This is a genomic window from Burkholderia sp. BC1 (assembly GCF_052683555.1).
Genome location: NZ_JBQYLP010000011.1, coordinates 43,760 through 65,104, shown reverse-complemented (window position 1 = coordinate 65,104; position 21,345 = coordinate 43,760). Strand labels below are relative to the sequence as shown.

The window sequence follows — 21,345 nt, the reverse complement described above, 5'->3', positions numbered from 1 at the left end:
GCACGCGCGCCCGCGCCGATTCCGGCCGATATCGAAGACCCAGGAGACACCGTCATGATGCAACTCTCGTTCGCTTCACCGTTCGGCCGCACCGTTCGCGTCGCGGCTGTCGCGGCGCTCGCCGTCGCGGCCGTGCTGCCCGCCGCCGCGCAGGCGGCGCCGCTGCGGATCGGCATGACCTTCCAGGAGTTGAACAACCCGTACTTCGTGACGATGCAAAAGGCGCTGAACGAGGCGGCGGCATCGATCGGCGCACAGGTGGTCGTCACCGACGCGCACCACGACGTGACCAAGCAGGTCAGCGACGTCGAGGACATGCTGCAGAAGAAGATCGACATCCTGCTCGTCAATCCGACCGATTCGACCGGCATCCAGTCGGCGATCACGCAGGCGAAGAAGGCCGGTGCGGTCGTCGTGGCCGTCGACGCGAACGCGAACGGGCCCGTCGATTCGTTCGTCGGCTCGAAGAACTACGACGCGGGCGTGATGTCGTGCGACTACCTCGCGAAAGCGATCGGCGGCAGCGGCGAGGTCGCGATCCTCGACGGGATTCCGGTCGTGCCGATCCTCGAGCGCGTGCGCGGCTGCAAGGCCGGGCTCGCGAAATATCCGAACGTGAAGCTCGTCGACACGCAGAACGGCAAGCAGGAGCGCGCGACCGCGCTGTCGGTGACCGAGAACATGATCTCCGCGCATCCGAAGCTGAAGGGCATCTTCAGCGTGAACGACGGCGGTTCGATGGGCGCGCTCGCCGCGATCGAGAGTTCCGGCAAGGACATCAAGCTGACGAGCGTCGACGGCGCACCGGAGGCGATCGCCGCGATCCAGAAGCCGAACTCGAAGTTCATCGAGACGACCGCGCAGTTCCCGGCCGACCAGGTGCGCATCGCGCTCGGCATCGCGATCGCGCGCAAGTGGGGCGCGACGGTGCCGAAGGCGATTCCGGTCGACGTGAAGGTCGTCGACCGCGGCAACGCGAAGGGCTTCAGCTGGTGAACGCGCGACGCGATGCGAGGGGCGCGTGCGCCCTTCGCGCGGAGAAGCCGATGGATACGATACTGAGGCTCAGCCAGATCACGAAAAGCTTTCCGGGCGTGAAGGCGCTGTCCGGCATCGATCTGCAGATCGCGCGCGGCGAGATCCATGCGCTGCTCGGCGAGAACGGCGCCGGCAAGTCGACGCTGATGAAGATCCTGTGCGGGATCCATCAGCCCGATGCGGGCACGATCGAAATCGACGGCGACGAGCGCCATTTCGCGAACTATCACGACGCGGTCGCCGCCGGCGTCGGGATCGTGTTCCAGGAATTCAGCCTGATCCCGCATCTCGACGCGGTCGACAACCTGTTTCTGGGCCGCGAGCTGCGCGGCCGCTGGGGCGTGCGCGACCGCGCGCGGATGCGTCGCACGGCGGCCGGCATTTTCGCGCGGCTCGGCGTGTCGATCGATCTCGATGCGCCGATCCGTACGCTGTCGGTCGCGCAGCAGCAGTTCGTCGAGATCGGCAAGGCGCTGTCGCTCGACGCGCGGATCCTGATTCTCGACGAGCCGACCGCGACGCTGACGCCGGCCGAGGCCGAGCATCTGTTCGCGATCATGCGCGAGCTGAAGCGCCAGGGCGTCGCGATGATCTTCATCTCGCATCACCTCGACGAGATCTTCGCGGTGTGCGACCGCATCACCGTGCTGCGCGACGGCCAGTACGTTGCGACGACGGACGTGGCGCACACCGACGTCGAGCAGCTCGTGCGGATGATGGTCGGACGGCGGATCGAAAGCAGCTTTCCGCCGAAGCCCGCGCGACGCGCCGACGCGCCGGCTGTGCTCGAGGTCGACGCGCTGCAGCTCGAGCGCGGCGGCCCCGTGAACCGCTTCGCGCTGCACGCGGGCGAGATCCTGGGTTTCGCGGGGCTCGTCGGCTCGGGCCGCACCGAAACCGCACTCGCGGTGATCGGCGCGACGCGCGCCTACCGCAAGACCGTGCGCGTGCACGGCGCACCCGCGAAGCTGGCCGATCCGGCCGATGCGCTGCGTGCCGGCATCGGCATCCTGCCGGAAAGCCGCACGACGGAAGGGCTCGTCACGTCGTTCTCGATTCGCGACAACATCTCGCTGAACAACCTCGGCAAGTACCGGTCGCTGCGCTGGCTGATCGACCGGCGCGGCGAGGCGCGCACGACCGAGGACGTGATGCGGCGCGTCGGCGTGAAGGCGCCGTCGATCCACGCGGAAGTCGCGACGCTGTCCGGCGGCAACCAGCAGAAGGTCGTGATCGCGCGCTGGCTGAACCATCAGGCGACGGTGCTGATCTTCGACGAGCCGACGCGCGGCATCGACGTCGGCGCGAAAGCGGAAATCTACGGGCTGATGCGCGAACTGACCGCGCGCGGCTACGCCATCATCATGATCTCGTCCGAGCTGCCGGAGATCGTCGGCATGTGCGATCGCGTCGCCGTGTTCCGGCAGGGCCGCATCGAGGCGACGCTCGAAGGCGACGAGATCGATCCCGACACGGTCATGACCTATGCCACGGCCGGCACGCGAGGAGCGACCCATGAACCTGCCTGATTCCTCTTCTTCCACGCCTTCGACGACGCTCGCCGGCACGGGGGCCGACGCGCTGCCGCCGCCGCGCGCGAAGTGGGCACAGCTGCGGCGCTCGACGCTGTTCTATCCGCTCGTCGGCCTCGTGGTCGTCTGCATCGCGATGATGATCGCGAGCCCGAGCTTCCTGTCCGCCGCGAACCTCGAGAACGTGCTGCGCCAGGTGTCGATCAACGCGATCATCGCGGTCGGGATGACCTGCGTGATCCTGACGGGCGGAATCGATCTGTCGGTCGGCTCGGTCATGGCGCTGTCGGGCACGCTCGCGGCCGGGCTGATGGTCGCGGGGGTGAACGCGGTCGCCGCGCTCGCGATCGGGATCGCGGTCGGCTTCGGTTTCGGCTTCCTGAACGGCGTGTTCGTCGCCTTCGCGGGGATGCCGCCGATCATCGTCACGCTCGCGACGATGGGCATCGCGCGCGGCCTCGCACTGATCTATACGGGCGGCTATCCGATCGACGGGCTGCCCGACTGGGTTGCGTTCTTCGGCAGCGGCAAGGTGTTCGGCATCCAGGCGCCCGTGCTGATCATGCTCGTCGTCTATGCGATCGCGTGGCTGCTGCTCGAGCGCATGCCGTTCGGGCGCTACGTCTACGCGATCGGCGGCAACGAGCAGGCGACGCGGCTCACCGGCGTACGCGTCGCGCGCGTGAAGCTGATCGTCTACACGCTGGCCGGCGTCACGTCCGCGCTCGCGGCGATCGTGCTGACCGGGCGGCTGATGAGCGGACAACCGAACGCGGGCGTCGGCTTCGAGCTCGATGCGATCGCCGCGGTCGTGATGGGTGGCACGTCGATCTCCGGCGGCCGCGGCGCGATCCTCGGCACGCTCGTCGGCGCGCTGCTGCTCGGCGTGCTGAACAACGGGCTCAACATGATCGGCGTGAACCCTTACGTGCAGAACGTGATCAAGGGCGGAATCATCCTGCTCGCGATCTACATCAGCCGCGAACGTTCGCGGTGACGCGGGCGCTTCGCCGGCCTGCCAACCTTTCTCCTTGACCGAAACGAGACAACTCATGACGACACCCGAAGCCCAGCCGCGGATGACCGCGGTCGTCTGCCACGGCCCCGAGGACTATCGCGTCGAACAGGTCGCGAAGCCGCGCGCGGGCGCGAACGAACTCGTGATCCGGATCGCCGCGTGCGGCATCTGCGCGAGCGACTGCAAATGCTATACGGGCGCGAAGATGTTCTGGGGCGGCCCGAACCCGTGGGTGAAGGCGCCCGTGATTCCCGGCCACGAATTCTTCGGCTACGTCGAAGCGCTCGGCGAGGGCGCGGCCGAGCACTTCGGCGTCGCGCTCGGCGACCGCGTGATCGCCGAGCAGATCGTGCCGTGCGGCAAGTGCCGCTACTGCAAGTCGGGCCAGTACTGGATGTGCGAGGTGCACAACATCTTCGGCTTCCAGCGCGAGGTGGCCGACGGCGGGATGGCCGAGTACATGCGCATTCCGCCGACTGCGATCGTGCACCGGATTCCGCTCGGCGTGTCGCTCGAGGACGCGGCGATCATCGAGCCGCTGTCGTGCGCGATCCATACCGTGAATCGCGGCGACATCCAGCTCGACGACGTCGTCGTGATCGCCGGCGCGGGCCCGCTCGGGTTGATGATGACGCAGGTCGCGCATCTGAAGACGCCGAAGAAGCTCGTCGTGATCGATCTGATCGACGAGCGGCTCGAGCTTGCGCGGCAGTACGGCGCCGACGTGACGATCAACCCGCAGCGCGACGATGCGCGCGAGATCGTGCGCGCGCTGACCGACGGCTACGGCTGCGACGTCTATATCGAAACGACCGGCGCGCCGGTCGGCGTGAATCAGGGGCTCGAGCTGATCCGCAAGCTCGGGCGCTTCGTCGAATTCAGCGTGTTCGGCGAGGATGCGACGGTCGACTGGTCGATCATCGGCGATCGCAAGGAGCTCGACGTGCGCGGCGCGCATCTCGGCCCATACTGCTATCCGATCGCGATCGATCTGCTCGCGCGCGGGCTCGTCACGTCGAAAGGCATCGTCACGCACGGCTTCGCGCTCGAAGACTGGGACGAGGCGATCCGCGTCGCGAAATCGCCGGAATCGATCAAGGTGCTGTTGAAGCCCGCGCGCTGAGCGATCGCGTGCGCATGACGGGAGGCATCATGGAATACGTGATTGGCGTCGACATCGGCACGCAGAGCACCAAGGCGCTGCTCGTCGACCGGCACGGCACGATCGTGGCGCAGCGCGCGGCCGGCTATCGGCCCGATACGCCGAAGCCGCTGTGGGCCGAGCAGTGGCCGCAGGTCTGGTTCGACGCGGTGCTCGACTGCATCGCGGGCTGCGTCGAGGCGGCGCGCACGCGCGGCGTGCCGGCCGATGCGATCCGCGCGGTATGCGTGAGCAGCCTCTACGGCGGCTCCGGCATTCCGGTCGACCGCGACATGCGGCCGATCCATCCCTGCCTGATCTGGATGGATCGGCGCGCGACGGCGGAAGTGGAGCGCGTGAACGCCGACGTCGACGTCGAGCGGCTGCGCGCGATCACGGGCAACGGCATCGACAGCTATTACGGCTTTACGAAGATGCTGTGGCTGCGCGAACAGCGGCCGGAGGTCTGGGCGAACGTGCGCTACTTCCTGCCGCCGAACGCGTACGTGATCTATCTGCTGACGGGCGAAATCGCCGTCGACCACAGTTCGGCCGGCAACATCGGCGGCGTCTACGACATCGCGCGCCGCGAATGGTCGGACGAAGCGCTCGACATGCTCGGCATCCCGGCGACGATGATGCCGGAGCGGCTCGTCGAGTCGACGGAGATCGTCGGCGGCCTGCTGTCGCAATGGACCGGGCGGCTCGGGCTGCGCGCGGGCACGCCGCTCGTCGCGGGCGGCGTCGATGCGGCCGTCGCGACGTTCGCGGCCGGCGCGACGCGTGCGGGCCAGCATGTCGCGATGATCGGCACCAGCATGTGCTGGGGTTACGTGACGCAGCACGCGGATGCGCGGCACGGGCTCGTCAGCATGCCGCACGTGTTCGACGGACAGCGCGACCTCTACGTGTTCGGCGGTGCGATCACGGCCGGTGCGTCGGTCGCCTGGTTTCGCGACCAGTTCTGCCACGCCGAGATCGACGCGGCGCGTGCACTGCCGCATGGCGATCCGCACGTGCTGCTCGAGGAAGCGGCCGCGCGCGTGCCGGCCGGCGCCGACGGCGTGCTGTTCCTGCCGTATCTGATGGGCGAGCGCAGCCCGGTATGGGACGCGAAGGCGAGCGGCGCGTTCGTCGGGCTCAGTCTCGCGCACACGCGCGCGCACCTGTATCGCGCGGTGCTCGAAGGCGTCGCGTTCGCGCTGCGGCACAACATCGACGCCGGTCGCCGCGGGGCCGCGGCGCTCGACGACAAGCTGATCGTCGTCGGCGGCGCCGCGCATTCGGCCCTGTGGATGCAGATCGTCGCGGACGTCACCGGCTTTCCGGTCTGGACGATCGAGCAGGACGTCGAAGCCGCGATGGGCGCGGCGCTGCTTGCCGCGTTCGGCGTCGGCATCGTGTCGCACGACGACGCGCAGGGTGGCTGGGTGTCGCTCGTCGAGCGCGCGCGGCCCGATCCCGCGCGCGCGGCCGCGTATGCGGCGCGCTTCGCGCTCTACACGGCGCTGTACCCGGCGCTCAAGCCGATCATGCACGCGCTGCAATCCGGATCATGAACATGCAATTCGACTTCAGCGGTGCGCGCGTGCTCGTCACCGGCGCATCGAGCGGGATCGGCCGCGCCTGTGCCGTCGCACTCGCGCAAGCGGGCGCGCAGGTCGTTGCGGCCGCGCGCGACACGGCGGCGCTCGACGCGCTCGCCGGCGAAACGGGCTGCGACACGGTGCGCCTCGACGTCGGCGGCGACGAGCAGGCGATCGATGCCGCGCTCGCGCGGTACGCGGCGTTCGACGGGCTCGTGAACTGCGCGGGCGTCGCCTCGCTGGAATCGGCGCTCGACGTCGGCGCGGCGAGCTTCGATCGCGTGATGGCCGTCAATGCGCGCGGCGCCGCGCTCGTCGCCCGCGCGGTCGCGCGCGGCATGATCGAACAGGGCGGCGCGCGCGGCGGTAGCATCGTCAACGTGTCGAGTCAGGCCGCGCTCGTCGGGCTGCCCGCGCATCTGAGCTACTGCGCGTCGAAGGCCGCGATGGACGCGATCACGCGCGTGCTCTGCATCGAGCTCGGCCCGCACGGGATTCGCGTGAACAGCGTGAATCCGACCGTCACGCTGACGCCGATGGCGCAGTTCGCCTGGAGCGATCCGGCGAAAAGCGCGCCGATGCTCGCGGCGATTCCGCTCGGGCGGTTCGCGCAGCCCGATGAAGTCGTCGCGCCGGTGCTGTTCCTGTTGAGTGGCGCGGCGTCGATGATCAGCGGCGTGTCGCTCGCGATCGACGGCGGTTATACGGCGCGGTAGCGGGCGCTCGCGCGTGACGTCGCGGTCACGTTGCGTCACGTCGCGGCGCGCGTGATCGCGCGGCGCTGCCGCATCGGTGCATCGCGCATGCCCGCACAACCGTGCGGGCCGGCGGGCGATCAAACGGGATCCTTGCTCGGCGGCCCGTCCGGCTGCTGCGGATTGTCGTGATGGTGGCCCGGAGACGGCGGCGACAGCGGATCGTCTTCCGGATCCCGGTTCGGATCCGCCGGAGGCTCGGGCATCGGAGTCGTGTGGTCGGTCATGGCGCGCTCGTGCGATTCGTAACGGCAGCGGCGCGGCGGCCGCGCCTCGTCTTCGTTCTTCGTTATAGGCAATCGCGCGCGCGTTTGCAGCGCGATTCGTCGAACGGTCGGCGCGAGCCGCGTGCCGCGTCGTGCCTTCGTGTCGTCGTGCGGTCGCGCGGCCGGTGCAGGCCGGCATGCGCGGCCGTGCGGCACGGCACGGCCTGGCGGGCCGCGGCGCGCACTCAGCGCAGGTCGGCGGGCGTATCGACGTCGCGCAGGACGCCCGGATCGTCGACGTCGAGCAGTCTGACCGGCGCCGTCTTGAACAGCGCGCGGGCGCCCGTATCGCCGTCGAGCGCCGCGAGTGCATCGTAATGGTGCGCGGCGAAGCCGACCGGATGACCGCGCACGCCGCGATGAGCCGGCGCGACGATCGATGCGTCGTCGGCATCGAGCGCGCGCGTCAGCGCTTCGTAGGTCGATGCCGCGATCCACGGCATGTCGCCGAGCGCGACGAGCCAGCCCGGTGCGTCCGCGCAGGCGCGGACGCCGGCCGCGAGGCTCGCGCCCATGCCGCGCAGCGCGTCGGGCGCATAGACGACCTGACAGCCGGCATCGTTCAGCAGCATCGCCAGCTGTTCCGCGCCCGGACGCACGACCGCGACGACGTCGGCCGTCGCGGCCGCAAGGCGCCGCGCGGCGGCCACCGCGACCGGCGTACCGTCGGGCAGCTGCGCGAGCAGCTTGCTCTGCAGACCGCTCGGATCGAAGCGTTGACCAAGGCCGCCGGCAAGGAGAACGCCGGTGGCGAGTGACGCATAGGACATCGGCGCGGGGGGAGTGAGGCTGGTGCCGCGATTGTGCGGGAGCGGGCGGGGATCGGCAAGTGAGGATGTTACCGAACCGTGCCCGTCATGTCGGAAAGTTTGTCACGAGGCATCTTCGTCGCGACGGTTTTCCTCGACGAGGCCGTAAATGGCGCGCGATTTCCTCGCTTACCACGGCCCAATAGCGGTCGCGGAACGACCCGTGCCGCCATGCCGACAGGTAATTCGCGAAGCGCCGTCGCGCGCGGCCGGCCGCTGACGATCGATTCGATCGGACGAATCGCCGATATGCAAGAGTCGGGGGAGAGGGCGTATTGCGGTTTTTGCGGCAGGGGCGTGCCCGGATTACCAGAGCGTCTTGACGTGCGCGTATGCGCGGATTTTCTCGTCGCGCGTGACGAGCGGCGCGCCGAGCCGCCGCGCCGTCGCGACGATCATGCGGTCGGCCGGATCCTTGTGGAACGTGCCGGGCAGCGCGGTGGATTTCGCGGCGATGTCGGCATCGACTGGAACGAAGCGCATGCCGTCGATCTGCGCGACAGTGGTGAGCCATGCGTCGACGTCCATCGTCAGGGCGAGCCGATCGTTGCGCACCAGCATCGCGATTTCCCACGCCGAGATCGCGGATGCGGCCAGCGTACCCTCGCTGCGCGCGCGATCGATGGCGCTTCTCGCTTTCTTGCTGAGCGAAGGGTCGCCCGCCACCCACCATACCAATGCATGCGTATCCAGCACGATCACCGCGACGCCTCCCAATCATCTTCCGCAATCGGATCGATGGGATTGTCGTAGCGCATGACCGAGCCGCGCAATATATCCAACGGCTGGGATTCGCTCGAGCGATACGGCCGGATTTCGAGCGTCGGCTTACCGTGATCGGTGACGATCAGGCTTTCGCCCGACGCTTCGACGAGCCGAAAGTATTCGAGTGCGCGAGCCTTGAACTCGGATTTCGAAACGGGCGCGTGTGGCATCATGATATGAGCATGGTCATTTGACGATGGTCATTTTAGGGTGGGGCCCGGTGAATTGCAAGCAACGCAACGGGGCCTGCCTGATGCGCATCGATGAGAGGCCGACCGGTGGACATGTCGCCACGACGGCCAAGCGGCTTTTGATCGACATGAGTCGAATCTTCCGGGCTTCCTGTGTTGCGCGCGTCGGCGGCCGATCCGTGTTGACGAAGCGAGTCGGCGTGCCGGATGGGCAGGCGTCGGGGCGTTCCGGCAGCGATTCAGGCGCGAGACCGGGCCCGCGCTGCGGGACTACGCGGATCGGCTCAAACCGCGAAGATATTGGCGATGTCCTGCTCACGCAAAACCTACGCCGGGTTCTGGCAGGGAGGTGAATTCGAGCGCTACAAAGCTGCCGGCTTCATCCCGTCACGCATCCGCCCACTTCCTCAACAGGTTGTGATAAATCCCCGTCAACGAAATCACCACCGGATCCTTCGCCCCTTTCTCCGCCGTCAGCGTCTGAATCTGCGTGTCGAGCTGGAACAGCAGCGTGCGGTCGCCGTCGTCGCGCACCATGCTCTGAATCCAGAAGAACGACGCGACGCGCTCACCGCGCGTCACGGGTGTCACGTGATGCAGGCTCGACGCCGGATACAGCACGAGATCGCCGGCCGGCAGCTTCGCGCGATGCACGCCGTAGGTATCCTCCACGCAGAGCTCGCCGCCGTCGTACGTGTCGGGCTCGGCGAGAAACAGCGTCGCCGACAGATCGCTGCGCACGCGGAAGTCGGTGCCGCGCAACAGCCGGATCGCGTTGTCGACATGCGTGCCGAACGTCTCGCCGCCCGCATAGCGATTGAACAGCGGCGGAAACACCTTCAGCGGCAGCGCAGCGGAAAAGAACAGCGGATGGCGCGCGAGCGCGTCCTGAATCGCATCGCCGACCGCGCGCGCGACCGGCGAGCCTTCCGGCAACTGTCGATTGCGCTTCGCGAGCGCGGACTGCGCACCCGACGTCGCATTGCCGTCGATCCATTCGGCCGCATCGAGCATCTCTCGACAGCGTGCAACCTGAGCCTGGGTCAGCACGCCCGGAACGTGCAGCATCATGTGGCGGACTCCATGTCGTGCGACGGCAGCTGCATGGCTGCCGTGCGGAATGCGTCGAGCGGCGACGACGCGAGATAGGCGCGCATCTTCGCGACGAACGCGGGCGTGGCGGTGGCCGGCACGCGTGCGAACCAGGCGAGTGCTTCGTCGATGCGTCCGCGCTCGGCGAGCAGCCGCGCATAGTTGAACTGGCCGCGAAAATCGCCTGCTTCGGCGGCGCGGCGATAGTGGTCGAACGCGGCGTCGCGGTCGACGTCGACGACCCAGCCGTCTTCATAGAAGCCGCCGATCAGATTGATCGATTTCGCGTGTCCGAGCGCGGCCGCGCGCCGGAACCAGTCGAGCGCTTCCGCGCGGTTCTCGTCGATGCCGTTGCCGAGCGCGAGCGCGGTCGCGTAGTTGTACATGCCCCAGTCGAGTCCCGCTTGCGCGGCGAGGCGATACCAGTACACGGCAACGGGCGCGCACGCCGCCGTGCCCCAGCCGAATTCGTAGCAGCGCCCGAGCATGTTCATCGCCATCGGATGACCGGCCCGCGCCGCGTGCGCGAACCAGCGGAACGCGGCGGCCGGATCGCGCGGCACGCCGCGGCCGTCGAGCAGGTACTGCCCGTAGACGGCCTGCGCCTCGACGATGCCGTTGTCGGCGGCCGCCGCGACCCACGCGGCCGCGCGCTCGGGCGGGCCGGCCAGAATCTCGGCGAACTCGCGCGGCGAGACCGACGCGAGTGCCTTCAGCGATACGGCTTCCATCGATCAGTAGCGCGCGTTCAGCGTGACGAACGCGGAGCGGCCCGGCGCGATCGACGCATAGTGCGCCGGATACGCCTGATCGAAGTACGTGCGGTTGAACAGGTTGTTCACGTTCAGCTGCAGGTCGAGCTTCTTGTTGATGCGGTACTGCGCCATCGCATCGAAGCGCCAGTACGACGGCACCGCGCGCAGGTTCGCCGGATCGCCGAACACTTCCGACATGTAGAACGCGCCGCCGCCGACCGTGAACTTCGGCGTGACGTCGTAGTTCGTCCACATCGTGAAGCTGTGCTTCGGCGTATTCGGGAAGCGATGGCCGTTGTTCGCGGTGTCCTTGCCGTTGTCGCGCAGTTCGCTCTTCATGTACGTGTAGCCGCCGAACACCTGCCACTGTTTCGTGAGCTGGCCTGCGACGCCGAGCTCGAGGCCCTGCACGCGCTTGTTGCCCACCATCGCGTACTGATTGTTCGGCAGCGTCACGCGCGCGTTCGTCGTGTCGATCTGGAACAGCGCGGCCGTCAGCGACAGCTTGTCGTTCAGCACGTTCCATTTCGTGCCGACCTCGATGCTGCGGTTCTTCTCGGGCGACAGCTGGTCGGCGTTCGAGCCGACGCCGCCGCGGCCCGGCGTCAGCGACTGCGTCTCGCTGCCTTCGCCGAGCAGCATCCCGGCCGGCGTCGACGACGTCGCGTACGACGCATAGATGCTGCCGTTCTGCGCGGGCTTGAACACCGCGCCGAGCTGCCAGTTGAACAGCGTGTCGTCGCGCGTGTAGGTCTTGCCGCCGTTCGCCTTGGTATCGGTGAAGCGCGTCGAGTAATCGTCGACGCGCACGCCGGCATTGAGCTGCCAGCGCGGCGTCAGCTCGATCGTGTCGAAGCCGTAGATCGACTTCGTCGTCGTGCGCGCATGCGCATAGTCGTTGTTGCGCGAGATCGAACCGGCCCACGGATCGGCCGGGTTCGGCGACCACAGGCTCGTGCAGTTGTAGCCGGACGGCGCGCCGATGCCGTTGTTGCAGATCGCGCCGGTGCCGGTCGCGACCGTGTACGTGTCGCGCTTGCCCCATTCGCGCGACAGCTCGATGCCGGTCGTGAAGCTGTGCTTGAACGGACCGGTGCGGAATTCGCCGAACAGCTCGGTCTGGTTCGCGATGCTGTTGATCGAACTGTTGCGGTTGTTGTTGCGGCGCCAGACCTTGCCGTTGATCACGTTGCCCTGACTGTCGTCGGGCTGCGTCCAGATGTAGTCCTGCGTCGATTCGGTGTAGCGCGTCGTGTTGCGCACGGTCAGCGCCGGCGTGATGTCGTGCTCGATGCGCAGCGTGCTGATGTCCGACGTCGTCTTGCGGAAGTCGCGGTCGATCAGGCCGTAGAAGTTGTGGCGGTCGACCGGCGCCGGATAGATCGTGTCGACGTTCGCGGGCTTGTTCGTCGTCGTGTAGAAGTACGGAATGCCGCCGTCGGGCAGGTCGTCCGTCGACAGATGGTAGTAGCTCGCGGTCACGCGTGTCGGCGTGCCGAGGCCGAACGCGATCGACGGCGCGACACCCCAGCGTTCGTTGTTCACGGCGTCGCGGCCCGCCACGTCGTTGTTGTGGCTCATCAGGTTCAGCCGGAACGCCGCATGATCGGCGAACTGCCAGTTGCCGTCGGCGGTGAAGCGACGGTAGCGATCGGTGCCGAGCCCGGCGCTCGCGGCGGCCGTCGTGCCGAGGTGCGGCGCCTTCGTGATCAGGTTGATGCTGCCGCCCGCGCCGCCGCGGCCGCCGTACGCGCCGTCCGAGCCTTTCGTGATCTCGACGCGTTCGGTGTTGAAGATTTCGCGCGTGGTCGCGCCGGTGTCGCGCATGCCGTCGACGAACATGCTGCCCTGCGTGTCGTAGCCGCGGATGAACGGGCGGTCGCCGAGCGGGTTGCCGCCTTCGCCGGCGCCGAACGTGATGCCGGGCACGGTGCGCAGCGCTTCGGTCAGCGTCGACGCGCCGCTCGTCTGGATCAGCTCCTGCGGAATCACGGTGACCGATTTCGGCGTGTCGACGAGCGGCGCGGTGAATTTGGCCGACGCGGAAAAATCGGCCTTGTAGCTGTGCTCGGCGCGGCCCTTGATCTCGATCGGCGCGAGATGGCCTTCCACGTCTGCCGGCGCGGGCGGCGGGGCGCCGTCGGCGGCGAATGCGGGACCGGCGGCGAGCACGCTGCACAGGGTGGTGAATTTTCCGAGCTTCGACTCGTCGGAACGGGACTTCATGATGCGCTTCGACCTCGCTGTGTGGCCCGGCGGCGAAGTGCTGCACGATGGTGCATGCCGCCGGGAATTATTACGATTTCTTTTCAGCGCGCATTCTATGTAATTTTCTATTAAATGAGAAGCGTTCTTGTTCTCGTTTGTAAGGAAAGCATGCGTTGCAGCAAGCGCGGGCGACGGGCGGCGGCCAAACGGCCGACTGGGATGGTGCGGCGGTGCGGGCTAGAGTATCCGGAACGTGAGGTCGTCCATTGCGACAGCAAAGTGATAGGATGACTGCATTGAAATCATCTCGATGGAGTGCATCATGCCGGTGATTACCGTTCGAAATTTGCCGGATGAAGTGCATCGCGCCCTTCGGGTCCGCGCGGCACTGCACGGGCGCAGTACCGAGGCAGAGGTGCGCGACATCCTCGAGCAGGCCGTGTTGTCGGAAGGGCGCGTGAAGCTCGGAACCTTGCTGGCGGAAATCGGGCGGGAGGCAGGCGGTGTCGATCTCGACATTCAGCGTGACAAGACGCCAACCGATCCGATGAGCTTCGAATGATCCTTGTTGATACGAACGTCATTGCCGAACCGCTGCGGCGCGAGCCGAGCGCGGCCGTGATCGAATGGCTCGACGCGCAGAACGTCGAGACGCTATTCCTGGCCGCGATCAGCCTCGCCGAAATGCGCTTCGGTGTCGCGGCGCTGCCGGAAGGGCGCCGGCGGGACTGGCTGGCGCAAAGCATCGAGCATCGTGTCGTGCCGGTGTTTCGCGGCCGGATCCTGCCGTTCGACGATGCCGCGAGCAAGGCCTATGCGCGCATTCGCGCGCACGCCCGTGCCGGCGGCACCGCGATCGCGCCCGCCGACGGCTACATTGCCGCGACGGCCGAGGCGAACGGCCTGATCGTCGCGACGCGCGACGTCGCGCCGTTCGAGGCCGCGGGCCTGCGCGTGATCGACCCGTGGGCGTCGCAGGGCGCGCCGGTGCGCCAAGGTATCGCGTCGAAATGAAAACAGCGCGCCGGGCGGTCCGGCGCGCTGTTCACGATGCGGTGCGCGACACGCCGGCCCGACGCAATCGCGTGCCGGCCGGGCAATTCGACGGATATCAGTCGATCCCGTGAAACACGGCATCCTCCGGCCCCAGGTATGCCGGCGGTCGCCACGTCGCGTCGCGCATCGAATGCTGCACGAGGTTTTCGACGCCGAGCAGCACCGCGAAGATCGCCATGCGCACCGGAATGCCGTTGTCGGTCTGCCGGAAGATCGCGAGACGCGGATCGCGGTTCAGGTCGGTCGACAGATCGTTGGCGCCGGGCCGGCTGTCGCGCGGCAGCGGATGCATGATCAGCGTGTCGGGTTTGCAGACCGTGTCGACGAGCGCCTGATTGATCTGGAAATCGGGCGTATAGCCTTCGAACGACTCGTCGGTGAAGCGCTCCTTCTGGATTCGCGTCGCATAGACGACATCGGCGCCGCGCAGCCCCGCCGCGAGGTCGTTCGTCTGCTCGATCACGTGCCCGTTCGTCGCGATCTGGTCGATGATGTAGGCGGGCATTTCGAGCGTTGGCGGCGACACCAGCGTGAATTTGAGCCCGCGGTAGAGCGCGAGCAGCTTGACGAGCGAATGTACGGTGCGGCCGTATTTGAGGTCGCCGACGAGCGCGATGTGCGCGCCGTCGACGATCTTGCCGAGCCGCGAGAATTCGCGCTGGATCGTATAGAGATCGAGCAGCGCCTGGCTCGGATGCTCGCCCGGGCCGTCGCCGCCGTTGATCACCGGCAGATTGGTCGCGCGCGCGAATTCGGCGACCGAGCCTTTCTCCGGATGGCGGATCACGAGCGCGTCGACGTAGCCGGCCATCACGCGGCTCGTGTCGTAGATCGACTCGCCTTTCGCCATCGACGAGAACGTGAACCCGGTCGTGTCGCAGACGGAGCCGCCGAGCCGGCAGAACGCCGCGCCGAACGACACGCGCGTGCGCGTGCTGGCTTCGAAGAACAGGTTGCCGAGCACCGCGCCTTCGAGCACGCGCGAAATCTTGTGGCGGCGCGCGATCGGCTGCATCACGTCGGCGACGCGGAACAGCGCCTCGACCGACTCGCGCGAGAACTGGTCGACCGACAGCAGCTGCGGCTTGCCTTCGAACAGGAACTGCTTCGCGAGCCCGTGGTTATCTACGCGTTGCGTATAGATTTCGCCTTCCGGCGCCGCGCGCTCGACGATCTCCGACACGAACCGCTCGACGATCTCCGGCATCCCGCGCGATTCCTGCGAATCGTCGGGCAGCAGCCAGGTATCGAGCGCGCGGCGGCTCACGCCGATGCGGTTCGCGAACGCTTCGCGCGTCATGTTGAGGCGGCGCATCGCGTCGCGGAGGAAGGCTTGCTGAGGAACGGGCATCGGCGGCACCTGATGAAAAATATACGCGGTGCGTATATTAGTCGCGCATGAGCCGAAGTCAAGGAAAATCTCGCGCCGGACCGTGTCGCGCGCGCGATACGGTGCGCGCTCGTACTGGCGTACGGCGGACGTCTCCGTATAATCAGGTCAGGCCCCGTGTCCTGCATCGTGCAGGGCGCCATGCCGCAAACCGTTTGCCCGCTCGGGTGCACTGATTACAAGGAGAACGAGAATGACGCGTACGATTGCTGCGATGCTGCTGGTGATGACTGCCGCACTGGCCGGCTGCAACACGGTCGCCGGCGTGGGCGAGGACATTTCGAAGGGCGGTCAGGCAATCAGCAACACGGCCGAAAAGGCGAAGTAAGCCGGCTGCCGGTCGAACGCAAAAGCGCCGTGCCGTTCCGCGATCGCGGGCGGCACGGCGCTTTTGTTTGTGCGTACGAAAATGCGCGGCGCCGTTACGACGCGCGATCGACGAACGCATAGCGGCCGTCGACCTTGCGCGGCGTGAACCAGCCGTAGTCGGGGAACATCCGGTTGCGGACGAACCATACGTAGCCGATCAGCACGGCCGTGATCGCGAGGGTCGGCAGTGCGTCCGACGGATCGTGCGTCAGGTCCGCGATGGTCTTCGGCAGCTGCAGCAGCGATAGCGCGATGAACGCGTGATACGTGCCGACGCGGTTTGTCGCGAATCCCCAGATAAACAGCAGCGCCAGCGGCACGGTCAGCGCGACAAAGAGCAGCGTGACGCCCTGGCCGCTCCCGCGCGACGAGCCGAGCCGGCCGGCGAGTTCGAACAGGGAATAGGCGATATCGAGACTGATCAGCAACTGCACGACCGCGATACCGATCAGGATCCAGACGTGCACCTTGTTGCGTCGGCATCGTTCCGGATCGGGCCGTGATGCAATCAGCCGTGCGAGCACGCGATCCTTGAGACCTTGCCCGGACAGATTCGCGAGCACCTCGGCTTTTCTCGTTCCGGCGGCGAGCAGCGCCGCGATTTTTGCTTTCGCTTCCTTCTTCTTCATTGCGAGACGGATGGTTGTTCGACAGTGGTCAAAGGCCCGGCCACGCGAATATTGCACCTCGCGCGAGGTGACGCAACGATTTTGCGGCGCGCGGAAACATTCCTACAGTCGTGGCGGATGCGCATCGGCGCATTGGCGCATTGGCGCATCGCGCGACGCGCCAGCGCCGCGGCGTCGCGCGCTTCGTGCAGGGCGACGGCGCGTCATTCCGCGGCGGCCTGCGCTGGCCGCGCGGGGTCGGCATGGCACTGCGCGGCCGCTTTCGTCGACGAATCGCGTCGTCGCGTCGCGCCGACCAGCACGCCCGCCACGACGAGCGCGATGCCGGCGATGCGCGTCGCGGTCAATGCGTCGCCGAACAGCACGACCGCGAACAGCACGGCCGACACCGGCGCGATCGCCGTGAACAGCGCGGCCTCGGTGCCGCTCGTGCGCGCCGAGCCCGCATACCAGCATACGTAGCCGAGTACGGTCGGCACGAGTGCGTAATAGGCGATCGCCGACACAGCGCCGAACGTCCAGCCCGACACGACGGCCCGCCATTCGAACGCGGCCGGTATCAGCGCGAGCACGAAGCCGAGCGCCGACATCGCGGCGGACAGCGTCAGCGGCGGCAGCGGTACGGTCAACCGCCGGTTCAGCAGAATGAACACGGCTTCGCACGCGACCGCAGCGAGCACGAGCGCATCGCCGACCAGCGCGTGCATCGACGGCATCGCGTGGCCGGGTGCGAACGTGACGAACAGCACGCCCGACGTGGCAAGCGCCGCGGCGACCCAGTCGCGCCGCGTCTGCCGTTCGCGCAGCACGACGGCCGCGATCAGCGTCGACATCGCGGGCAGCGTGCCCAGCATCACGCCGGCGTCGATCGGCGACGCGAGCTTCGTGCCGCAGATCAGCAGCACCGTATAGCCGACGCCGCCGGCGGCCGCCTGGATTACGAGCAGCACGGCGTCGCGCGTGGACGGCCGTGTCCAGCGGAGCCGCCGCATGCGCATCAGCGCGAGCAGCAACGGCGTCGCGATCAGGAAACGCAGCGCGGTCGCCGCGAACGGCGGAAGGCCGCCGGCCGCCACGCGGCTCGCGATGACGGTGCTGCCGACGCCTGCCATTGCGGCAGCGAGATAGAGATAGCCGATCAGTCGTGTCTTCATGCGCCGCATCGTCGCGTGTGGCGCGGTGCGGCGTCTTGAACGAAATTGCAGCGGTGAAGGAGTGGTGATGCGGGACTGATGTGGAGGCGATGCAGAGGCAGTGCGGAGGCGATGTGGAGGCGATGCGGGGCGGAGCAGAGGCGATGCAGAGGCAGTGCGGAGGCAGTGCGGAGGCAGTGCGGAGGCAGTGCGGAGGCGATGTGGAGGCGATGCGGGGCGATGCAGAGGCGATGCAGAGGCGATGCAGAGGCCAAGCAAAGGCCAAGCAAAGGCCAAGCAAAGGCAGCAAAGGCCAAGTAGAAGCCAAGCAGAAACCAACCGGTGGCGATGCGGTGCCGATGTTGGTCGCAATGCGGTTGCAAGCCGGCCAAATGCCGCGCGATGCTGGCCGTCGCGATCGTCTGACCCGCGCGGGACCGTCGTGCCGTCGCACGCGCTTGCTTGCATCGGCCACGTCGACGGCAAAGCGAATGACCGTCGATCGCGCGATCGTCAACGTGTCGCGGCCTGTTGCGCCGCAGACATCCTGCATGACGACGGCGTACCGCCGATCACACCGCCTGCGCGAACCGCCCCGGCGTGATGCCGAACTGTCGCCCGAATGCGCGCGTCAGATGGCTCTGGTCCGCAAAGCCGGCCTCCGCTGCCGCCTCCGCGATCGGGCGGCCGCTCGCGAGCAGCGCACGGGCGAGCCGCGTGCGCGACTGAAGCAGATAGGCATGCGGCGTAATGCCGAGTTCGCGCGCGAAACCGCGCAGCAGCTGAAAGCGGCTGAGGCCGCTGAGCGTCGCCAATTCGGCAAGCGACACGGGCTCAGCAGGCGCCGCGTCGAGCCGCTCGCGCGCCGCGCGCACGGCCGGCGCGACGCCGGCGCTCGGCAGCGTGCGGTTCGCATGACGCGCCAGCAGATGTGCGACCACCGTCACGAGCGCTTCGTCGCGAGCGAGCGGCGCATCGGCGGATTCGACGATATGTGCATGCAGCTGCACGACCGCCGCGGCGAGCCGCGCATCGCGCACCGCCGGATGCGCGAGTTCGACGCCGCCGAGCCCTTCTTCCGCCGCGATGCCGGCAACCAGCGACGGCGCGAGGTACAGCATTCGCCAGCGCCGTGCTGCCCGCGTGCCGATCGGCATGCCGTCGTGCATCTCGCCGGGATTCACCATGATTGCGTCGCCGGCGAGCGCGTCGACTTGCCCGCGGCCGCTCCACGACCGGTGCGCACCGCTGACGATCACGCCGACGCCGAACTCGTCGTGCGCGTGGCGCGGGAACGTGCGATCGGAGTCGAGGCTGATCGCTTCGATTCCGTCGTCGCTTCGCCGGTAATGGGTGACACGATGCATGGGCGCTCCTCGCGCCGGGCACGGCGCAGATGTCCTGCACTTTAGCGCGTTCCGGCGCCGCGCGCGCTTCATCCGTTTGGCCGATACCGCGCGGCGCGCACAGCCGGCACGATGTGCGTGAGCAGCGTAGACGGCCCGCCGGGTCTGAAGCTGCATGGGAGACGGCAGATGGAACGACAGGATCCGGTATTCATTCAGGTCGGCGCGCTCGCAAACGGTTTTGCGCCCGAGGCCAACATTCTCGCGCCGGTAGACGCGCTGGACGGGCGCACGCTGACGCTCGACACGGCCGACGGCGAATCGCGCGTCTATGCGTTCGAGCCGGGCGTCGTGCGCTGGCGCGATGCGGCGAGCGGCGACAGCGGCCGCGAGCCGTGTCGCGTGACGCGGCTGCGCGACGGGCTGCTGTTCGTCGACTACGTCGATTCGCGCGCCCGCGCGACGTCGGTCAGCCTCGTGATCGATCTCGACCGCGGCGTGTGGACGTCGGTCGTCGGCACCTTGCCGACCGAGGCCGACACGCGCGTCGACGCCTTCACGCGCGTCATGCTCGGCCGACCGCTGACCGGCGTCGACGTCGCGTTCCGGCACGGCACGATAGCGGGCCACGCGCAGCCGGGGCCATTGCATGCACCGACGCGCGAGCTGATCGGCAAGCGCACGATGTATCGCTACAGCCCCACGGAATGCTACGAGCACATTTATCTGAACGAGCACTTCTATGCGTGGCAGTGCCTGCAGGGCGTCGAAAGCGGGCTCGCCGACGTCGACCGCTGCCATTACTTCCGGATCGCCGAGGCGCTCTATCTGTTCGTGTGGCGCGAGAAAGTGGTGCCGACGCTCGGCGTCGTGCTGATCGATCTCGCGCAGCACAAGACCGACGGCAAGATCTTCGGCTACGCGCAAGACGACTTCGGCACGCTGTCGAACTTCCCCATCGGCGCGCATGCGCAGGTGCTGAACGAAACCGTGCATCCGCTCGACGGTGTGCAGCGATGACGGCCGCGCTCGGTAGCGGCCGCGTGCGCGCGGACTTCACCGGCCGCGTCGTGCTCGTGACGGGCGCGGCGCACGGCATCGGCGCCGCGATCGCGCGACGCTTCGCGGAATCCGACGCGTTCGTCGCGCTCGCGGATCTCGACGAAGCCGCCGCCGTCGCGCAGGCCGATGCGATCGCGCGCGCAGGCGGCGCCGCACGCGCGTACCGCGTCGATGCGGGAAGCCGCGACGAGCTTTGTGCGCTCGTTCGCGCGGTGGAGCGCGACGGCGGACGGCTCGACGTCGTCGTCCACAATGCCGCGTATTTTCCGCTGACGCCGTTCGTCGACATCGACGTGCAGACGCTCGAACGCACACTGTCGGTCAACCTGTCGGCACTGTTCTGGCTCGCGCAGACGTCGCTGCCCGCATTCGAGCGTGCAGGAGGCGGGCGGTTGCTCGTCACGTCGTCGGTGACGGGCCCGCGCGTCGCGTTTCCGGGGCTCGCGCATTACGCGGCATCGAAGGCGGGCGTGAACGGCTTCATTCGTGCGGCGGCGCTCGAGCTGGCGCGCCGCAACGTGACGGTCAACGGCGTCGAGCCGGGGATGATCCGCACGTCGGCGGCCGGCAATCTCGGCGACGCCTCCGTTGCGGAGCGCATCGCGCGCGACATTCCGCTCGCGAGAATGGGCGAGCCGGACGATATTGCGAACGCGATGCTGTATCTCGCGTCGGCCGATGCCGCGTATGTCACGGGGCAGACGATCGTCGTCGACGGTGGCGCGACGCTGCCGGAAAGCGGCGCCGCGCTCGATGCGATATAGCGCAAGGGCAGGTTTCGCCGTGCGACGCGGGGCGAGGGCATGGGCGGTCGTTCGGGTGTGGTGCGATGCGGACCGCTCGACGGAGCGCGTCGTGTCGACGCTCGAGCAAGGAGGGCTGTCCTGATTTTTTGGTCATTGCATGGCCGTGTGCGCGACAACGCGCGGTTCGCGTCGAACGCACTGCCCTGCCGGCAACGCGGTTAGGCGGCAGCCCGGATGCGCCGCGCGCTCGGCGCACATTCGGCGATCCAGTGCATCAGCGGGTTGACGGCGAGCGCGCGTTTCGCGATGCTCCGGTCCGGTTCGCATCTCGGCGACGCGTGCAAGAGCCGCGCGTGCGTCGTGCGGCGCACGCAACGCGCGAGTCGCGGTACGCTATCCGCAGGTCGGCAGGTCGGCAGGTCGGCAGGTCGGCAGGTCGGCAGGTCGGCAGGTCGGCA

General features: G+C 67.9%; 22 protein-coding genes. 11 read left to right on the top strand and 11 right to left on the bottom strand.

The window, feature by feature from the left end; genetic code table 11:
• Positions 1-54 precede the first annotated feature (54 nt).
• The 6 genes from ACSHSS_RS07905 to ACSHSS_RS07880 are packed head-to-tail and all read left to right on the top strand — an operon-like array spanning position 55 to position 7,031.
• Positions 55-996, top strand: a complete 942-nt coding sequence (locus tag ACSHSS_RS07905) for an ABC transporter substrate-binding protein (RefSeq protein ID WP_035955287.1) — start codon at positions 55-57, stop codon at positions 994-996.
• Positions 997-1,046: 50 nt separating this feature from the next.
• Positions 1,047-2,567: a sugar ABC transporter ATP-binding protein gene (locus tag ACSHSS_RS07900; RefSeq protein ID WP_445544804.1), complete on the top strand. Its 1,521-nt coding sequence runs from the start codon at positions 1,047-1,049 to the stop codon at positions 2,565-2,567.
• Positions 2,554-3,567, top strand: a complete 1,014-nt coding sequence (locus ACSHSS_RS07895) for an ABC transporter permease (protein WP_445544803.1) — start codon at positions 2,554-2,556, stop codon at positions 3,565-3,567. Before ACSHSS_RS07900 ends, ACSHSS_RS07895 begins: the two co-directional genes overlap by 14 nt.
• A 55-nt stretch (positions 3,568-3,622) precedes the next feature.
• Positions 3,623-4,711 (top strand): erythritol/L-threitol dehydrogenase, encoded by a 1,089-nt coding sequence (locus tag ACSHSS_RS07890; RefSeq protein ID WP_012468003.1) that lies wholly within the window; start codon positions 3,623-3,625, stop codon positions 4,709-4,711.
• 29 nt (positions 4,712-4,740) lie between these two features.
• A complete protein-coding gene (locus ACSHSS_RS07885; protein ID WP_059843249.1) occupies positions 4,741-6,288 on the top strand; it encodes an FGGY-family carbohydrate kinase in 1,548 nt (515 codons plus the stop codon).
• The gene (locus ACSHSS_RS07880) at positions 6,285-7,031 is read left to right on the top strand and encodes an SDR family oxidoreductase (RefSeq protein ID WP_445544802.1); all 747 of its coding nucleotides are present in this window, start codon (positions 6,285-6,287) and stop codon (positions 7,029-7,031) included. Before ACSHSS_RS07885 ends, ACSHSS_RS07880 begins: the two co-directional genes overlap by 4 nt.
• Before the next feature lie 119 nt (positions 7,032-7,150).
• Here ACSHSS_RS07880 and ACSHSS_RS07875 read toward each other — a convergent pair whose 3' ends face one another.
• From ACSHSS_RS07875 to ACSHSS_RS07845, 7 genes are all read right to left on the bottom strand, one after another.
• The gene (locus ACSHSS_RS07875) at positions 7,151-7,297 is read right to left on the bottom strand and encodes a hypothetical protein (RefSeq protein WP_012468001.1); all 147 of its coding nucleotides are present in this window, start codon (positions 7,295-7,297) and stop codon (positions 7,151-7,153) included.
• A gap of 224 nt (positions 7,298-7,521) precedes the next feature.
• Positions 7,522-8,106, bottom strand: a complete 585-nt coding sequence (locus tag ACSHSS_RS07870; RefSeq protein ID WP_006416208.1) for a nucleotidyltransferase family protein — start codon at positions 8,104-8,106, stop codon at positions 7,522-7,524.
• A gap of 345 nt (positions 8,107-8,451) precedes the next feature.
• Positions 8,452-8,847 (bottom strand): type II toxin-antitoxin system VapC family toxin, encoded by a 396-nt coding sequence (locus tag ACSHSS_RS07865; protein ID WP_012216640.1) that lies wholly within the window; start codon positions 8,845-8,847, stop codon positions 8,452-8,454.
• Positions 8,844-9,083, bottom strand: a complete 240-nt coding sequence (locus ACSHSS_RS07860) for a type II toxin-antitoxin system Phd/YefM family antitoxin (protein ID WP_006416205.1) — start codon at positions 9,081-9,083, stop codon at positions 8,844-8,846. The genes ACSHSS_RS07865 and ACSHSS_RS07860 overlap by 4 nt, the downstream gene beginning before the upstream one ends.
• Before the next feature lie 405 nt (positions 9,084-9,488).
• The gene (locus ACSHSS_RS07855; protein WP_035955277.1) at positions 9,489-10,172 is read right to left on the bottom strand and encodes a Fe2+-dependent dioxygenase; all 684 of its coding nucleotides are present in this window, start codon (positions 10,170-10,172) and stop codon (positions 9,489-9,491) included.
• On the bottom strand, positions 10,169-10,924 hold the full coding sequence (locus tag ACSHSS_RS07850) for a tetratricopeptide repeat protein (protein WP_217258682.1): 756 nt from the start codon (positions 10,922-10,924) through the stop codon (positions 10,169-10,171). The genes ACSHSS_RS07855 and ACSHSS_RS07850 overlap by 4 nt, the downstream gene beginning before the upstream one ends.
• A gap of 3 nt (positions 10,925-10,927) precedes the next feature.
• Positions 10,928-13,174, bottom strand: a complete 2,247-nt coding sequence (locus ACSHSS_RS07845) for a TonB-dependent receptor (protein WP_445544801.1) — start codon at positions 13,172-13,174, stop codon at positions 10,928-10,930.
• Between the two features lie 304 nt (positions 13,175-13,478).
• Here ACSHSS_RS07845 and ACSHSS_RS07840 point away from each other — a divergent pair, with 304 nt between their 5' ends.
• On the top strand, positions 13,479-13,718 hold the full coding sequence (locus ACSHSS_RS07840; RefSeq protein ID WP_012216644.1) for a FitA-like ribbon-helix-helix domain-containing protein: 240 nt from the start codon (positions 13,479-13,481) through the stop codon (positions 13,716-13,718).
• The gene (locus tag ACSHSS_RS07835; RefSeq protein ID WP_445544800.1) at positions 13,715-14,170 is read left to right on the top strand and encodes a type II toxin-antitoxin system VapC family toxin; all 456 of its coding nucleotides are present in this window, start codon (positions 13,715-13,717) and stop codon (positions 14,168-14,170) included. The genes ACSHSS_RS07840 and ACSHSS_RS07835 overlap by 4 nt, the downstream gene beginning before the upstream one ends.
• A gap of 97 nt (positions 14,171-14,267) precedes the next feature.
• Here the strand turns inward: ACSHSS_RS07835 and ACSHSS_RS07830 are convergent, their stop codons facing one another.
• The gene (locus ACSHSS_RS07830; protein ID WP_012216646.1) at positions 14,268-15,563 is read right to left on the bottom strand and encodes an aspartate carbamoyltransferase; all 1,296 of its coding nucleotides are present in this window, start codon (positions 15,561-15,563) and stop codon (positions 14,268-14,270) included.
• Between the two features lie 232 nt (positions 15,564-15,795).
• Between ACSHSS_RS07830 and ACSHSS_RS07825 the strand changes: the two genes are divergently transcribed.
• Positions 15,796-15,930: an entericidin A/B family lipoprotein gene (locus ACSHSS_RS07825; RefSeq protein ID WP_006396654.1), complete on the top strand. Its 135-nt coding sequence runs from the start codon at positions 15,796-15,798 to the stop codon at positions 15,928-15,930.
• Between the two features lie 94 nt (positions 15,931-16,024).
• Here the strand turns inward: ACSHSS_RS07825 and ACSHSS_RS07820 are convergent, their stop codons facing one another.
• From ACSHSS_RS07820 to ACSHSS_RS07810, 3 genes are all read right to left on the bottom strand, one after another.
• Entirely contained in the window at positions 16,025-16,600 is a 576-nt protein-coding gene (locus ACSHSS_RS07820; protein ID WP_445544799.1) for a permease, read from the bottom strand.
• A gap of 203 nt (positions 16,601-16,803) precedes the next feature.
• Complete coding sequence (locus tag ACSHSS_RS07815; protein ID WP_445544798.1) at positions 16,804-17,754, bottom strand: DMT family transporter; 951 nt, start codon at positions 17,752-17,754, stop codon at positions 16,804-16,806.
• 551 nt (positions 17,755-18,305) lie between these two features.
• The gene (locus tag ACSHSS_RS07810) at positions 18,306-19,100 is read right to left on the bottom strand and encodes an AraC family transcriptional regulator (RefSeq protein WP_035955263.1); all 795 of its coding nucleotides are present in this window, start codon (positions 19,098-19,100) and stop codon (positions 18,306-18,308) included.
• Positions 19,101-19,268: 168 nt separating this feature from the next.
• Here ACSHSS_RS07810 and ACSHSS_RS07805 point away from each other — a divergent pair, with 168 nt between their 5' ends.
• Together ACSHSS_RS07805 and ACSHSS_RS07800 are read left to right on the top strand one after the other, a co-directional pair.
• Positions 19,269-20,099 carry a molybdenum cofactor biosynthesis F family protein gene (locus ACSHSS_RS07805; protein ID WP_445544797.1) on the top strand — a complete coding sequence of 277 codons (831 nt, stop codon included), beginning with the start codon at positions 19,269-19,271 and terminating at the stop codon, positions 20,097-20,099.
• Entirely contained in the window at positions 20,096-20,905 is an 810-nt protein-coding gene (locus ACSHSS_RS07800) for an SDR family oxidoreductase (RefSeq protein WP_445544796.1), read from the top strand. The genes ACSHSS_RS07805 and ACSHSS_RS07800 overlap by 4 nt, the downstream gene beginning before the upstream one ends.
• The last annotated feature ends 440 nt before the right edge of the window (positions 20,906-21,345 follow it).

Bases quoted from the DNA above. Each gene is read 5' to 3' on its own strand.
- ACSHSS_RS07905 (WP_035955287.1), top strand. From the start codon at position 55: ATGATGCAACTCTCGTTCGCTTCACCGTTCGGCCGCACCGTTCGCGTC.
- ACSHSS_RS07850 (WP_217258682.1), bottom strand. From the start codon at position 10,924: ATGGAAGCCGTATCGCTGAAGGCACTCGCGTCGGTCTCGCCGCGCGAG.
- ACSHSS_RS07875 (WP_012468001.1), bottom strand. From the start codon at position 7,297: ATGACCGACCACACGACTCCGATGCCCGAGCCTCCGGCGGATCCGAAC.
- ACSHSS_RS07870 (WP_006416208.1), bottom strand. From the start codon at position 8,106: ATGTCCTATGCGTCACTCGCCACCGGCGTTCTCCTTGCCGGCGGCCTT.
- ACSHSS_RS07830 (WP_012216646.1), bottom strand. From the start codon at position 15,563: ATGCCCGTTCCTCAGCAAGCCTTCCTCCGCGACGCGATGCGCCGCCTC.
- ACSHSS_RS07880 (WP_445544802.1), top strand. From the start codon at position 6,285: ATGAACATGCAATTCGACTTCAGCGGTGCGCGCGTGCTCGTCACCGGC.
- ACSHSS_RS07805 (WP_445544797.1), top strand. From the start codon at position 19,269: ATGGAACGACAGGATCCGGTATTCATTCAGGTCGGCGCGCTCGCAAAC.
- ACSHSS_RS07800 (WP_445544796.1), top strand. From the start codon at position 20,096: ATGACGGCCGCGCTCGGTAGCGGCCGCGTGCGCGCGGACTTCACCGGC.
- ACSHSS_RS07840 (WP_012216644.1), top strand. From the start codon at position 13,479: ATGCCGGTGATTACCGTTCGAAATTTGCCGGATGAAGTGCATCGCGCC.
- ACSHSS_RS07845 (WP_445544801.1), bottom strand. From the start codon at position 13,174: ATGAAGTCCCGTTCCGACGAGTCGAAGCTCGGAAAATTCACCACCCTG.
- ACSHSS_RS07810 (WP_035955263.1), bottom strand. From the start codon at position 19,100: ATGCATCGTGTCACCCATTACCGGCGAAGCGACGACGGAATCGAAGCG.
- ACSHSS_RS07895 (WP_445544803.1), top strand. From the start codon at position 2,554: ATGAACCTGCCTGATTCCTCTTCTTCCACGCCTTCGACGACGCTCGCC.
- ACSHSS_RS07860 (WP_006416205.1), bottom strand. From the start codon at position 9,083: ATGATGCCACACGCGCCCGTTTCGAAATCCGAGTTCAAGGCTCGCGCA.
- ACSHSS_RS07835 (WP_445544800.1), top strand. From the start codon at position 13,715: ATGATCCTTGTTGATACGAACGTCATTGCCGAACCGCTGCGGCGCGAG.
- ACSHSS_RS07890 (WP_012468003.1), top strand. From the start codon at position 3,623: ATGACGACACCCGAAGCCCAGCCGCGGATGACCGCGGTCGTCTGCCAC.
- ACSHSS_RS07885 (WP_059843249.1), top strand. From the start codon at position 4,741: ATGGAATACGTGATTGGCGTCGACATCGGCACGCAGAGCACCAAGGCG.
- ACSHSS_RS07815 (WP_445544798.1), bottom strand. From the start codon at position 17,754: ATGAAGACACGACTGATCGGCTATCTCTATCTCGCTGCCGCAATGGCA.
- ACSHSS_RS07900 (WP_445544804.1), top strand. From the start codon at position 1,047: ATGGATACGATACTGAGGCTCAGCCAGATCACGAAAAGCTTTCCGGGC.
- ACSHSS_RS07825 (WP_006396654.1), top strand. From the start codon at position 15,796: ATGACGCGTACGATTGCTGCGATGCTGCTGGTGATGACTGCCGCACTG.
- ACSHSS_RS07820 (WP_445544799.1), bottom strand. From the start codon at position 16,600: ATGAAGAAGAAGGAAGCGAAAGCAAAAATCGCGGCGCTGCTCGCCGCC.
- ACSHSS_RS07855 (WP_035955277.1), bottom strand. From the start codon at position 10,172: ATGATGCTGCACGTTCCGGGCGTGCTGACCCAGGCTCAGGTTGCACGC.